The organism is Mesorhizobium monacense (assembly GCF_056781675.1).
The window spans coordinates 3,355,141-3,367,349 of record NZ_CM165567.1 but is presented as its reverse complement, the minus strand read 5'-3'; the positions used below and the strand labels follow the sequence as shown (position 1 = coordinate 3,367,349).

The window sequence follows — 12,209 nt, the reverse complement described above, 5'->3', positions numbered from 1 at the left end:
GAGGGAGATCACCCAAGCACCCCCTCACATATCGATCATCGACCGCTTCACCCGGCCGATGATGGTAATCGCGCCTTCCAGTTCCGGCGGCGGGATTTCCATGTAGGAGGCCGGCTGGAACGGTGGCTTGTCGTTCGGGCGGTAGCGCTTGTAGGTAGCGCGGCCGCTTTCATCGGAGATCACATAGCAGCCATTGGTCACCAGCCGCTTGTCGCGCAGATTGACGAAGATGATCGAATCCGGCGGCGAGATCTTGTTCATCGACGGGCCGTCGACGCGCAGCGCGATCCATTCGCCCTGCTCGAGATCGGCGGCGGGAATGGTCGGATAGTCCGACAGGTTGACGACGCTGTCCTGGCTGCCGAGCTCGCCGGCGCTGATCCACGAGACGATCGGCACGTCGACGGTGAGCGGCGAGAGGACAAGCGCGGCCGAACCCGCCTCGTGGAAGCCGCCGCTTCCCGCGGGACTGCCGTCGAACAGCAGCCAGCCGGGATCGACGCCGAACAGGCGGCCATACTTTTCCGCCGCCTTGCGCGACAGCGGCCGGTTGCCGTTCTCGTGGCTTATCAGCGTGTTCTTGTTGATGTCGCGCAACGCCCGTGCGGCATCGCTCGGCGAGGCATAGCCCGCCTCGGCCCGCGCCTGCTGCAATCTGTGTCGAGGATCCATCATCGTACAAAATGCCTGAAATTTATCGTCCAAGGTGTACGATTTTGCTTGCGACTCTTTCGTACATATCGTACGCTTAGCGCATGATCGAGCATCCCGCAAGCATTTCCGCACTGCCCACGAGCATCTCGGGGCTAATCGACCGCTGGCCCGCCACAGACTTCGCCGCCGACGTCGGCTGCGGCTACGAGGCGGCGCGCCAGATGCGCCGGCGCCAGCGCATCGCGCCGCAGCACTGGGCGCAGGTCGTCGTCGCCAGCCGCCGGCGCGGCATCGCCGGCGTCAGCTACGAATGGCTGGCCGGTGCGACCGCCACTGATACCGCGCAAGGGGAGGCGGCATGACCCTGCGCCTGTCCAACCATTTCGAATCGTCCGGGCTGTCCTCCTCCCCGGCCCGGACGAAGACCGGGGCTTCTGCCCCGGATCCGGCCCGCCTGCCATCACCGCAGGCCGCCGGATCGGCCGGAACCGTTCCTCCCCCGGTTCCGGCCCCCTTTTCGCGCCAACTCGCCGGCCCGTCAGGAACTGGCGAACTGGCCGCCACCTCCTGCATCCGCACCGAGGACGGCACCGTCATCCTGTTCGACAGGCAGACGGGCAGGGCGGTGTCCGCCCTGACGCGCGACGCCGCCGAAGCTGCGCTTCGGTGTCTGCCCGGCGCCGCCTGAACCACCCCTTCGAACGATTTCGCAACGGCCTGCGGGCCGAACCCTGGCGCTCGCCCCGGGCGAGGCCTTCGCAATTGATGGATCTCCGTTATGGCCGCTGCCTACACCGACACCGAACTCAACGCGATCGCGCTCTGGCTGAAGGATGGCCTGTCGGCGACCAAGATCGCTCTGCGCTTTTCCGCCCTGCGCTGCAGCCCGGTCTCGCGCAACGCCATCATCGGCATCGTCCATCGCAACACCGGCCTGCGCGCCATCGGCTTCGCCAACCCCAGGGGCAGCCGCGCCGGTGGTCGGCCCCGGAAGAATGCAGCAAGGCCAGCTAGGCCGTCGGGAAGGCATGCTGCGGGACAGGCGAAGCGGTCCGGACAGACAAAACTGTCCGGACATTCCGAGCAGCCCAGACAGGCAGAGCCGGCTGGACAGGCGAAGGCTTCCGAGCAAGCTGGTGGGCGGGGCGGGGCTGGTACGCCTTTGGCCCCTGCCGGCCATGCTGGCGTCCCCACGCAAGCGAAGTCAAAACAGGGCAACGCAAGGAAGCCGGCGCGCGTTCTACCCCCGGCCTGGCTGTCCGGAGGCTTGCGCGACGAGGACAAGCTCGACGCTCTTCGCTACAAGCTGCCGGCGCCACCGCCGCCGGTGCCGCCCGGCCGTCAGCCGCATGTCGCCGCCATGCGCTTCGTCGATTGCCTGTTCGGCCGCTGCCGCGCCCCGCTCGATCTCACGCTGGAGGAAGACCCGGACAAGGACGCGCCCGGCGCCAAGCCGGGGCCGGAGATGCTGTGCTGCGGCGTGCGCACCTCGGCGACGCGCTCCTATTGCAGCCACCACCACGCCCGTTTCCACGGCCGGCGAGTGGGGGCAGCATGAGGATTGTGCGATCGCTGGAGCTGCCAATCTCCCTCGCAAGGGGGAGATTGGATGTCGCCACGGTTTTCGCCAATCACCAAAGTCGCAGGAAGGCAGCGCGGATGCCAGGGGGAGACGTCCGGCCAGGACAGAGGAGAGCGCGAAGGATCGCCAACTTCGCCAGCCGCCCCGCAACCAATTCACGAGGAACACCCATGAGCAAGAAAACCGCCCAGAAGGCCAAACCAAAGCCCCCGAAGCTGCCGAAGGGCGAGGCCGAGCAGGTGCGCATCCGCAGGGAGATTGGCCATGATTTCGCGCTGAGGGACGACCGCTTCGGCCGCAAGCGGCTGGCGGCTGGCACGCAGGAGGCGGCGCGCATCTACGAAGTCTCGAACGGCGGCTATACCTCGACCGGCGGCATCGTGCGGGTGCGCAATGTCGACCCGCTGGTGGGCATTACCTCGCTGTCGCGTCAGCAGCGCGAGGCGGGCATGCGCTTTCGCGGGGATTTCGAGCGCGCCTCGCGCGAAGGGCTGAGGCCGATGGCCTGGGAAGAGCGCGTCGACGGCGGCCGGCGCGATGGCGGCATTCCGGACCGTATCCTGTCGGCCGGCCGCGCCCATGCCGAAGCCACCCGCGCGCTGGCACATTGGGAGGTGTCAACTGTGGTGCAAAAGATCTGCTGCGCTGGCGACTCGGTAAAGAGTCTAGCCGAGCAGACCGGCGAGGCGCGCGACGTAGTGAGCAAAATGCTCAAGATCGGCCTGGACCTGCTGGCCGTGCACTATGGGATGATGGGGCGGAGGGCAGGGTGAAGATGTGGACAGCAGCGATTCGGGCCCGGATGGCCGCCATCGAGAAGAAGAGTAGTAATGCGGTCATACCCACATGTAGACATGCCTCAATCAGAACCCTACCGCCCAGGGTCACGATGCTGTCCGGCCGGTGGCTATCACGGCTCGCAGAATTGTAGGCATGTGGACACGACCGCACGTCCACATGTCATCATCTATGGTGTTGGGGCACCTCAAGCGTCCGTTGTTGGACTAGGCGACACCTTGTAGATTGGAACGACACCTTGGAGATTGGAAACATGGCGCTCAAGCGGATGGACAACGTAGGAATTGTCGTCGAAGACCTCGGAGGGACGATTGATTTCTTTCGCGAACTCGGCCTCGAGCTCGAAGGGCGGGCCACGATCGAAGGAGAATGGGCCGGACGTGTCACTGGACTGGGCGATCAGCGTGTCGAGATTGCCATGATGCGCACACCGGACGGCCACAGCCGGCTCGAGCTCTCCCGCTTCCTCACACCGCCTGTCGTCGCAGATCACCGGAACGCCCCGGTCAACGCCCTAGGCTACCTCCGCGTCATGTTCGCCGTGGACGACATCGACGAGACGCTTGAAAGGCTCCGCACGCGCGGCGCGCAGCTCGTAGGCGAAGTAGTCCAGTATAAAGACGCGTATCGGCTCTGCTACATCCGTGGGCCTGAAGGGCTTCTCATCGGACTCGCCCAGGAAATCAGCTGAGCGCAATACGAAGGCAAATGACGAAGAATGACCAATGTCAGCGAGCGCGTCCGAGGCCGACCCGCCTGTTCGAGGTCCATCCCTCCACGGTCGGCTGCGTTCTCGCTGAGCACGATTAGGTCGTCAACCCCGGGCCGAGTCGCCCGCGAAAGCCGCCGTCAGCAGCCGAAGGGCAGGGATTGCAGAGAACCAGCGCCCGGGCGCTTATTCCGGGCCTTTCGGCCACCATCCGCGAACGGCGACAGCTGCAGACGCCTCCGAGGGACGATCCGGCCGGTCCCACCGGCCGGGATCAATCCTCACATCACCGCTCACAAATCCGGATCTTCTCGATCACGCGGTGGTGGTGGCGCCAGTGCTTGCGGTACTCGGTCCAGCAATTGCGGTGGTGGCGCATGGAGTAGCGCGGCCTGTAACCATCGTCGTAGACATTGTACCGATAGTGCGGGCGATAGTCGTAAGGATCGTCGTAGTACGGGCCGCCATAATAATCATCGTTATAGGCGGGACCGATGCCGATGCCGAGCCGCAGGCTGTCGGCACTGGCCGGGCCGATCATGGCCGCCGCCGACGCAATAGCGATGACGGAGGCGAGCAGGAGCTTTTTCATAGCTACCTCCTTTTCAAGTTGATCTCACAAAACCCCTAAGGCGCGGCCCTGTTCCACAATTTTGCAAGAAGTGATCACGGGCAAACCCACCCCGCTCGGTCGCAAAATGCCGGAGCAGCGGCATTTGCTTCATCATCGCAAGGCCGTCTCCGGGCGGCGCATCGACCCCGACAGCCGCTCGTTCCTTGACATCGCCCACGGCCACATCCCGCGTCGAATGAACCAATCGAAGGCCGCATTCGGCAAACTCAATCCGCTTGCCGGGCTGGTTTTGAAATCTTCTCGCTCATTTAATTCTATAAAATCGGTAGGCTTAATGCAGATAGCGGTTTTTGCGAGAAGGAGCCTGGCATGTCGAAGAAGCTGGTGGTGGGGGTGTCGGGTAACTTGACTCGTCCGTCCAAGACCAAGGCGTTCATCAGCCATATCGTTGGCGATATCGCCGGCAGGACGGGCGCTGCCTCGAGCGTTTTCGATATCGAGGATCTCGGTCCCTCTTTCCCGCAGGCGAGGCGCATCGGCGATCTCGATCCGTCGGCGCGCAATCTTGTCGAGCAATTGCTCAACGCGGATATCGTCGTGGTCGGTTCGCCGACCTTCAAGGGCAGCTACACCGGGCTTTTCAAGCATTTCTTCGATCTGCTCGACCCGTCATCGCTGCGCGGCAAGCCAGTCGTCCTGGCGGCGACCGGCGGTGGAGAGCGGCACGCCTTGATCGTCGAACATCAGCTGCGGCCGCTGTTCGGCTTCTTCGAGGCGCTGACCGTGCCGACCGCGATCTACGCCTCCGACAAGGATTTCGCCAACGGCCAACTGGTGTCCGAAGCCGTCCACGCGCGTGCCCGGCAGGCCGTCGCCGAAGCATGCCGGGCGGCGGGTGTGCCCTACAGCGTCGGCCTTGCCGCCTGAAACACCGGATTCCCCTTTCCGCACAGCGCCACAAGGAAGCCTGCAAATGACCAGCAAATCCCGTCAGAGCAAGTCGCGAAAAATCAAACTGGGCGCCTTCCTGCCCGGCGGCGGACAGCATATCGCCGCCTGGCGGCATCCCGATGCGCCGGCCGACGGCGCCACCAATTTCGAGTTCCACAAGCAACTGGCGCTGACCGCCGAGCGCGGCCTGTTCGATGCCTATTTCCTGGCCGACAATCTGACGGTCGGCCTCGGCGCCCGCGAAGGTGGCAATGCCAAGATCGCCGGCTTCGAGCCGGTGACGCTGTTTGCCGCGCTTGCGCCGCTGACCACGCATCTCGGCTTCATCGCCACGGCGTCCACCACCTATGAGGAGCCCTATACACTGGCGCGCAAATTCGCCTCGCTCGATCTTTTGTCCAACGGCCGGGCCGGCTGGAACGTCGTCACCTCGGCCGGCGACGACACGGCGCGCAATTTCAATCGCGATGTCCAGCCGAACCACGCCGAGCGCTATGCCCGGGCGCAGGAGCATGTCGAGACCGTCAAGGCGCTGTGGGACAGCTGGGAGGACGACGCCTTCATCCGCGACAAGAAGTCGGGCCGCTTCTACGACAAGGACAGACTGCACGACGTCGACCACAAGGGTGCGCATTTCAGCGTCAAGGGTCCGCTCAACGTGCCGCGCCCGGTGCAGGGGCACCCGGTGGTGGTGCAGGCCGGGCAGTCGGAAGACGGACGCGGGCTGGCCGCGCACTCGGCCGAGGTCATCTTCACCGCCCATCAGAAGCTGGAGACGGCGCAGGAATTCTACCGCGACATCAAGGCGCGTGTGGCCGCTGTCGGCCGCGATCCCGACCAGGTGCTGATCATGCCGGGCGTGGCACCCTTCGTCGGCCGCACCGAAGAGGAAGCGCAGGCCAAGTACCGGAAGCTCAATGACCTGATCCTGCCCGAGGACGGCGTCGCCCTGCTCAACGGGCTGGCCGGCCAGACGCTCGACATCAGGGGTTATCCGCTCGACGGCCCGCTGCCGCCCAGCAAGGAAACCGAAGGCATGAAGAGCCGCCAGGCGCTGATCCGCCAGATTGCCGACGAGCACAACTTCACCATCCGCCAGCTCTACCAGTGGGTGGCAACGGCGCGCGGCCATTACACCATCATCGGCAGCGCCACCCAGGTCGCCGACCAGCTGGAGGAATGGTTCGCCAACGAGGCTGCCGACGGCTTCAACATCCTGCCGCCCTGGCTGCCCGGCGCGCTCGACGATTTCGTCGACCTGGTGATTCCCGAGCTGCAGCGTCGCGGCCTGTTCCGCACCACTTACGAAGGCCGGACGCTGCGCGAGAACCTCGGCCTCAGGCGGCCGGAAAACCCCTGGACCGCCGCGCGCACGAAGGTGCTGGCGGCCGAATGATCGGCTGAAGCGCCGGACGCCACTCGAAGCTCCCGACAATCCTAAAGCAAAGGGCAAAGACGATGAGTTTGCAGCACATCGAACAGCCGGTCATCCTCGGCGACGGCGCAACCAGGCTCGGCGCCGATGTCGGGCGCCTGGCCAAGGCGGCATCCGTGCGCCTTGTGTCGCGCTACGGCATCCTGATCGCCTTCCTCACGCTCTGGCAGGTCGCGAGCAGCGCCGGATGGGTCAATGCCGCGGTGCTGCCGCCGATCGACATGATCGTCGCAGCCCTCTGGAAGGGGCTCGCCGGCGGCACCTTGCTCGGCGACATCGCCATCAGCCTGCAGCGCGCCGGCATCGCCTTCGTCGCGGCGGTGGTGGTGGCGATCCCGCTCGGCCTGTTCATGGGCCAGGTGCGATCGGTCGAAACAGCGCTCGATCCGATCCTGCAGGTGTTCCGCCAGACCTCGGCGCTGGCGCTCTATCCGGTGTTCATCCTGCTGCTCGGACTGGGCGAGGCATCGAAAGTCTTCGTCATCTTCTGGGCGACGCTGTTTCCGCTGCTGCTCAACACCATCAGCGGCGTCAAGGAGGTCGACCCGAAACTGCTCGAGATGGCGCGCGTCTATGGCGCCACGCGGCTCACCGTGTTTCGCCGCGTCGTGCTTCCGGGCGCCGTGCCCTCGATCTTCGTTGGCTTGCGGCTGAGCGCGACCACCGCACTGCTGTTGCTGATCGCCTCCGAAATGATCGGCGCCAACAAGGGCATCGGCTTCCAGGTGATGAACGCCCAGTACAATTTCCAGATCCCGCTGATGTTCGCGGCGATCGTCATCCTCGCCGGCCTCGGCCTGATCGCCAACCAGGCGCTGGTCAGCCTGCAGCGGCGCCTCTGCCGCTGGAGCCAGCCCGTCAACTGACCCGCATCAACTGAACATTGACGCCTCTCGCTCTTCTTCACGAACAAGGAAAGACCGGATCATGAAAATCACCCGCCGTACCCTGCTTGCCGGCGCACCGCTTGCCGCTGGCATCGTCGCCGCCGGCCTGCCGCGCTTCGCCTTTGCCGAAGACGCACCCGTCAAGTTCCGCTACCTCGCCAGCCGTGGCAGCATCTCCGCGCATGAGCTGGCCGACGAGCTCGGCTACTTCAAGGGGCTCGGCGTCGAACTGGAGAATGCCGGCTACGCCGCCGGCGGCCCGGAATCGCTGTTTGCGCTGTCCTCCGGCAGCGTCGACATCGGCTCGGCCGCCACCGCCGCGGTGATCAACTCGATCTCGGGAGGCAACGACTTCGTCGCCGCCTATCCGAGCAACGGCATCAACAAGGACGTCAAAAGCGTCTTCTACGTGCTGGAAGACAGCCCGATCAAATCGATCGCCGACATTGCCGGCAAGACCATCTCGGTCAACACGCTCGGCGCCCATCTCGACTATACGGTGCGCGAGGCGCTGCACGGCGTCGGCCTGCCGCCGGATGCCGCCAACCTCGTCGTGGTGCCCGGTCCGCAGCTCGAGCAGACCTTGCGCTCGCGCCAGGTCGATATTGCCGGCCTCGGCTACTGGCAGGCGACCTTTGCCGGCGCGCTGGTCGCCAATGGCGGCGTGCGCGGCGTCTTCAACGACACCGACGTGCTGGGCGAACTGGCCGGCGGCTTCGTCGTGCTGAGGCGCGACTTCATCGCAGCCCATCCGGACGCCGCCCGCAATTTCGTCGAACAATCGGCGCGCGCCGCCGATTGGTCGCAGCAGAATCCTGACGAAGCGCGCAAGGTGCTGGCCAGCGTCCTCAACAAGCGCGGCGAAAATGGCGATCTCGCCCGCTACTGGACCGGCTTTGGCCTGCGCGACGGCGCTGAGGCGACCGACCGCGACATCGACTTCTGGGTCGCCGTGCTGGAGCGCGACGGCCGCCTCGCCAAGGGCAGGCTGAAGGCCGCGGATATCCTCTACCGGCCGGGCGAAACCAAGACCAACTGAGCAGGGAGACGAAGGCGATGGCCAGCACAAGCGGCGCCGAGGTCTCGATACGCGACCTGTCGAAGTCCTTTACGCTTGGCGGGCGTCCGCTTCAGGTGCTGAGGACGCTCAACCTCGACATCCGCTCGGGCGAATGCCTGGTCATCGTCGGCGCCAGCGGCTCGGGCAAGACCACGCTGCTGCGCATCCTTGCCGGGCTGGAGGCCGCCGACAGCGGCGGCGTGGCCATCGACGGCAAGCCTGTCGACGGCGTCGGCGCCGAACGCGCCGTGATCTTCCAGGAGCCGCGCCTGCTGCCCTGGCTGACCGTGCTCGGCAACGTCGCCTTCGGCCTCGAGGTGCGCGGCGTGCCCAGGCAGCAAGCCGAGGAGAGGGCGCGTTTCTACATCGCGCTCGTCGGCCTCGCCGAATTCGCCGATGCCTGGCCCCGCCAGCTTTCCGGCGGCATGGCGCAGCGCGTCGGCATCGCCCGGGCGCTCACCGTGCAGCCCGAGATCCTGCTGCTCGACGAGCCGCTCGGCGCGCTCGACGCCATGACCAAGATCGGCATGCAGGAGGAACTGGCGCGCATCTGGAGCGAGGAGAACGTCACCATGGTCATGGTCACCCATGACCTCGAAGAGGCAATCTACCTTGCCGACCGAGTGCTGATCCTGCCCAAGGAAAAAGGCGGCGCGGCGCGGCTGATCGAAGTCGACCTGCCACGCCCCCGCGACCGCAGCGAGAGCCGGTTTGTCAGCTATCGCCAAGAGCTTTTGCGCGAGTTCGGGTTGCACTGATAGGGCGCAGTCGACCCGGCCGGCAGAGGCCGGCTGGATTGATCGCGCCGGCAGTTCTCAGCATGCGCGGGCCAATGCCACCGCATCGGCTCCTGCCGGGTAGCGTAGCTGGGCGGAGGTGTCGTTGGCGGCATGCCAGACGGCCTCGGCAACGTCGGTCTCCTTCGTGACCATGGCAGGGTTGGCGAACCCGGCAAAGATCGGCTGCGCGAACGATGCATAGGCCTCGGGGATCATATCCTCGACGCGCAATTCCGTATTGTGCGCAAAACGGGTGCTCGGCGCATAGCCGGGTTCCACCAGCTTGACACGCACGCCGAATGCCTGAAGCTCGTGCGCCAGCGATCCGGTGAAACCCTCGATGGCCATCTTGCTGGCCGTGTAAGCCGCGGCCAAAGGCATCGGGACCAGCGTCGCGCTCGAGGTCACGTTGACCACCACGCCTGATCCCCTGATGCGGAATTGCGGGATGATGGCCTGTGTCATCGCCATCACGCCGAATGTGTTGGTCTCGAACACCTTGCGGATGTGCGACATCGGCGTCGCTTCGAACACACCGGCGACACCGATGCCGGCATTGTTGACGAGCACGTCGACAGGCCCGCTCGCCTCGAGCGCGGCCGCGATGCTGCTGGCATCGGTGACGTCGAGCGGCAGCACGCGGATGCGATCGGAAGCGGGCAGTATGCCCTCGCGCGGGGTTCGCATCGTGGCGACGACGGTCCACCCCTGCGCATGGAAGTGACGTGCGGTCTCCAGGCCGTAGCCGGATGAGCTGCCGGTAATCAGTACGGTTTTCATGACGATATCCTATTTCGTGTTGACGCAGGACAAATAGCCGCCAATATCAGGACTATCATCGATCAAGAGTCTCAATTTCATCTGCTTAAGTCCGGAAATGACCGATCCACTCTCGCAAGTGATCCAGCTTCTGCGCCCGCGCACGGTGTTCTCGAAGGGGATCAGTGGCGCCGGGCGCTGGGGCGTGCGCTACTCCGAATTCGGCCAGCCGGGCTTTTGCGCGGTGATAGAAGGACGATGCCGGCTGGCCGTCGACGGGCAGGCGCCGATCAGTCTCGAAGCAGGCGATTTTGTCCTGCTGCCGGCGACGCCGGCCTTCACCATGTCCAGCTTCGACCATGTGACGCCGAGGCACATCGATCCCAAGGTGACGCCTGCGCCCACGGACGAGGTCCGTCACGGCCGTCCCGACGATCCCGCGGATGTGCGGCTGCTCGGCGGTTACTTCGTGTTCGACTCGCCAGATGCGGGACTGCTGGTATCGCTCTTGCCGGCAATGCTTCACGTGCGCGACATTCCGCGGCTTTCCGTTCTGGTGCGGCTCGTTGGCGAGGAGGCGAGCGCCCAAAGCATGGGCCGCGATCTCGTGCTCGCGCGTCTGGTCGAGGTGCTGCTGATCGAAGCGCTGCGGGCAACCCGGGGAAAGGACACACCGCCGGGATTGCTGCGAGGCCTGGCCGATGCGCGCTGTGCCGGGGCGTTGCGGCAGATGCATGCCGATCCCGAGCGGCCGTGGACGGTGGCTGACCTGGCGCGTGAGGCGGGCATGTCGCGATCGGCCTTCTTCGACCGCTTCATCCGCTCCGTCGGGCTCCGGCCGATGGAATACCTGCTGGGCTGGCGAATGGCCATTGCGAAGGACCTTCTGCGCAGCAACAGCGTCGCACTCGATGAGGTTGCCAGGCGAGTGGGCTATGGCTCGGCCAGCACATTCAGCACCGCGTTCAATCGCCATGTGGGCCAGTCGCCGGGCCGATATGCGCGAGGGCGCCAGGAGGGAGCGGGCAGTCGACTGTCCATGACGCAACGGACAGCGCCCGCATCGTAGTCTATCGCAGTCCCTTTGCCGGCAGTGCCAGCAAAAAAGCCCGCTGCCAAGGCGTGGCGGCGGGCTTCTGACACAGAGATTGGCCGGTCAGGATGGGTTACGGGCATCCGGCCAGCGCATTAAACGGCGGCTGCCGGAAATTTGTTCCGCCGACCGCATCAATGGTTATTTTCGTACAGAGGGGGTCGAACCGCACTGAATCTGGCCATTAGCGTCCGCCGGTGAACGCCGCGATTGCTCGTAGATCACCTCAGCATCACTGGCCCAGTACCACACCCGAAGCGACGATCTGGGCGGTCAACGCGGTAAGTTTCTCGCGCTTCACGAGCGTCGGCTTTTCGTAGGTCTTTTTCATAGCGATGTTCCGAGATCCGCTGGCTACTGTGCTGGCCGAGACATTGAACGCGCGAGCTCCGGTTGCGTTCCAGAAACGGTTTCATCTCGCTCTCCCTGAAATCCTGCGCGAGGCGTGCCGGCATCCGGGAACAAACACCCTGGCCCGGCGTTTCTTGCGCGCGGCCGGTTTCTTCTTCCTCCGGCCGGAGGCCCGCGCATCGCAGGGCGGCGGGCCTGGAAAGGGTCTGCACAGATGCTGGACCAGCGCATCAATCGCACCTGCCTTAGCCCTCACGATATGGCCATTTGTGAACGCGTCTTCGATCGGGTTTGCGCGGATGAACTCATCGATCCTCTAGGCCAGGAAGCCGCATTGGTGGCGTCGATGGTTGTGGGGATTTTCAGGAATGCTCATACCAGCGAGCGCGCGTTGCTGGAGGCAGTCAGGTTTCGCCGCCAAGAGGCAACGGCACGCGCCAGACTCTCGACATAGGGCTCATCGTGGGTAGCCAGAGGAACTGGCAAAGGGGAAACGAGCAGTCAGGGGTGGTGTTCGGCATTGCGAAGGGTCGCTCGCATCGCAAACAGTTCGCGCAGGCCTCCAAACATGGCCCTT

16 protein-coding genes are annotated in these 12,209 nt (G+C 65.0%); 12 read left to right on the top strand and 4 right to left on the bottom strand.

The genetic code is table 11. From position 1 onward, the window contains the following. Positions 1-24: 24 nt before the first annotated feature. Positions 25-675: a LexA family transcriptional regulator gene (locus tag AC1RUK_RS16405; RefSeq protein ID WP_481834781.1), complete on the bottom strand. Its 651-nt coding sequence runs from the start codon at positions 673-675 to the stop codon at positions 25-27. A gap of 80 nt (positions 676-755) precedes the next feature. On the opposite strand from AC1RUK_RS16405, the gene AC1RUK_RS16400 reads away from it, so the two are divergent. From AC1RUK_RS16400 to AC1RUK_RS16380, 5 genes are all read left to right on the top strand, one after another. Beyond that, positions 756-1,016: a hypothetical protein gene (locus AC1RUK_RS16400; protein ID WP_481834782.1), complete on the top strand. Its 261-nt coding sequence runs from the start codon at positions 756-758 to the stop codon at positions 1,014-1,016. Then, positions 1,013-1,342: a hypothetical protein gene (locus AC1RUK_RS16395; RefSeq protein WP_481834783.1), complete on the top strand. Its 330-nt coding sequence runs from the start codon at positions 1,013-1,015 to the stop codon at positions 1,340-1,342. Before AC1RUK_RS16400 ends, AC1RUK_RS16395 begins: the two co-directional genes overlap by 4 nt. 90 nt (positions 1,343-1,432) lie before the next feature. After that, positions 1,433-2,212 (top strand): GcrA cell cycle regulator, encoded by a 780-nt coding sequence (locus AC1RUK_RS16390; RefSeq protein ID WP_481834784.1) that lies wholly within the window; start codon positions 1,433-1,435, stop codon positions 2,210-2,212. A 194-nt stretch (positions 2,213-2,406) separates the two neighbouring features. Next, positions 2,407-3,009: a DUF6456 domain-containing protein gene (locus tag AC1RUK_RS16385; RefSeq protein ID WP_481834785.1), complete on the top strand. Its 603-nt coding sequence runs from the start codon at positions 2,407-2,409 to the stop codon at positions 3,007-3,009. A 278-nt stretch (positions 3,010-3,287) separates the two neighbouring features. Next, on the top strand, positions 3,288-3,725 hold the full coding sequence (locus tag AC1RUK_RS16380; protein WP_481834786.1) for a VOC family protein: 438 nt from the start codon (positions 3,288-3,290) through the stop codon (positions 3,723-3,725). A gap of 304 nt (positions 3,726-4,029) precedes the next feature. Here the strand turns inward: AC1RUK_RS16380 and AC1RUK_RS16375 are convergent, their stop codons facing one another. After that, positions 4,030-4,335 (bottom strand): hypothetical protein, encoded by a 306-nt coding sequence (locus tag AC1RUK_RS16375; RefSeq protein ID WP_481834787.1) that lies wholly within the window; start codon positions 4,333-4,335, stop codon positions 4,030-4,032. Between the two features lie 351 nt (positions 4,336-4,686). Here AC1RUK_RS16375 and msuE point away from each other — a divergent pair, with 351 nt between their 5' ends. The 5 genes from msuE to AC1RUK_RS16350 all read left to right on the top strand — a co-directional run bounded on the left by msuE (position 4,687) and on the right by AC1RUK_RS16350 (position 9,408). After that, positions 4,687-5,244, top strand: coding sequence for an FMN reductase (gene msuE, locus AC1RUK_RS16370; protein ID WP_481834788.1), 558 nt, complete (start codon positions 4,687-4,689; stop codon positions 5,242-5,244). A 46-nt stretch (positions 5,245-5,290) separates the two neighbouring features. After that, a complete protein-coding gene (locus AC1RUK_RS16365; RefSeq protein ID WP_481834789.1) occupies positions 5,291-6,664 on the top strand; it encodes an LLM class flavin-dependent oxidoreductase in 1,374 nt (457 codons plus the stop codon). Positions 6,665-6,726: 62 nt separating this feature from the next. Beyond that, a complete protein-coding gene (locus tag AC1RUK_RS16360) occupies positions 6,727-7,569 on the top strand; it encodes an ABC transporter permease (protein WP_481834790.1) in 843 nt (280 codons plus the stop codon). A 61-nt stretch (positions 7,570-7,630) separates the two neighbouring features. Continuing rightward, on the top strand, positions 7,631-8,629 hold the full coding sequence (locus tag AC1RUK_RS16355; protein WP_481834791.1) for an ABC transporter substrate-binding protein: 999 nt from the start codon (positions 7,631-7,633) through the stop codon (positions 8,627-8,629). A 17-nt stretch (positions 8,630-8,646) separates the two neighbouring features. Next, positions 8,647-9,408, top strand: a complete 762-nt coding sequence (locus AC1RUK_RS16350) for an ABC transporter ATP-binding protein (protein WP_481834792.1) — start codon at positions 8,647-8,649, stop codon at positions 9,406-9,408. Between the two features lie 57 nt (positions 9,409-9,465). On the opposite strand, the gene AC1RUK_RS16345 is transcribed toward AC1RUK_RS16350, so the two are convergent. After that, positions 9,466-10,209, bottom strand: coding sequence for an SDR family oxidoreductase (locus AC1RUK_RS16345; protein ID WP_481834793.1), 744 nt, complete (start codon positions 10,207-10,209; stop codon positions 9,466-9,468). A 97-nt stretch (positions 10,210-10,306) separates the two neighbouring features. Between AC1RUK_RS16345 and AC1RUK_RS16340 the strand changes: the two genes are divergently transcribed. Continuing rightward, positions 10,307-11,257: an AraC family transcriptional regulator gene (locus AC1RUK_RS16340; protein ID WP_481834794.1), complete on the top strand. Its 951-nt coding sequence runs from the start codon at positions 10,307-10,309 to the stop codon at positions 11,255-11,257. A gap of 256 nt (positions 11,258-11,513) precedes the next feature. Here AC1RUK_RS16340 and AC1RUK_RS16335 read toward each other — a convergent pair whose 3' ends face one another. Beyond that, positions 11,514-11,612: a putative RiPP precursor gene (locus tag AC1RUK_RS16335; RefSeq protein WP_481834795.1), complete on the bottom strand. Its 99-nt coding sequence runs from the start codon at positions 11,610-11,612 to the stop codon at positions 11,514-11,516. Positions 11,613-11,846: 234 nt separating this feature from the next. Here AC1RUK_RS16335 and AC1RUK_RS16330 point away from each other — a divergent pair, with 234 nt between their 5' ends. Further along, positions 11,847-12,086: a hypothetical protein gene (locus AC1RUK_RS16330; RefSeq protein WP_481834796.1), complete on the top strand. Its 240-nt coding sequence runs from the start codon at positions 11,847-11,849 to the stop codon at positions 12,084-12,086. Positions 12,087-12,209 lie beyond the last annotated feature (123 nt).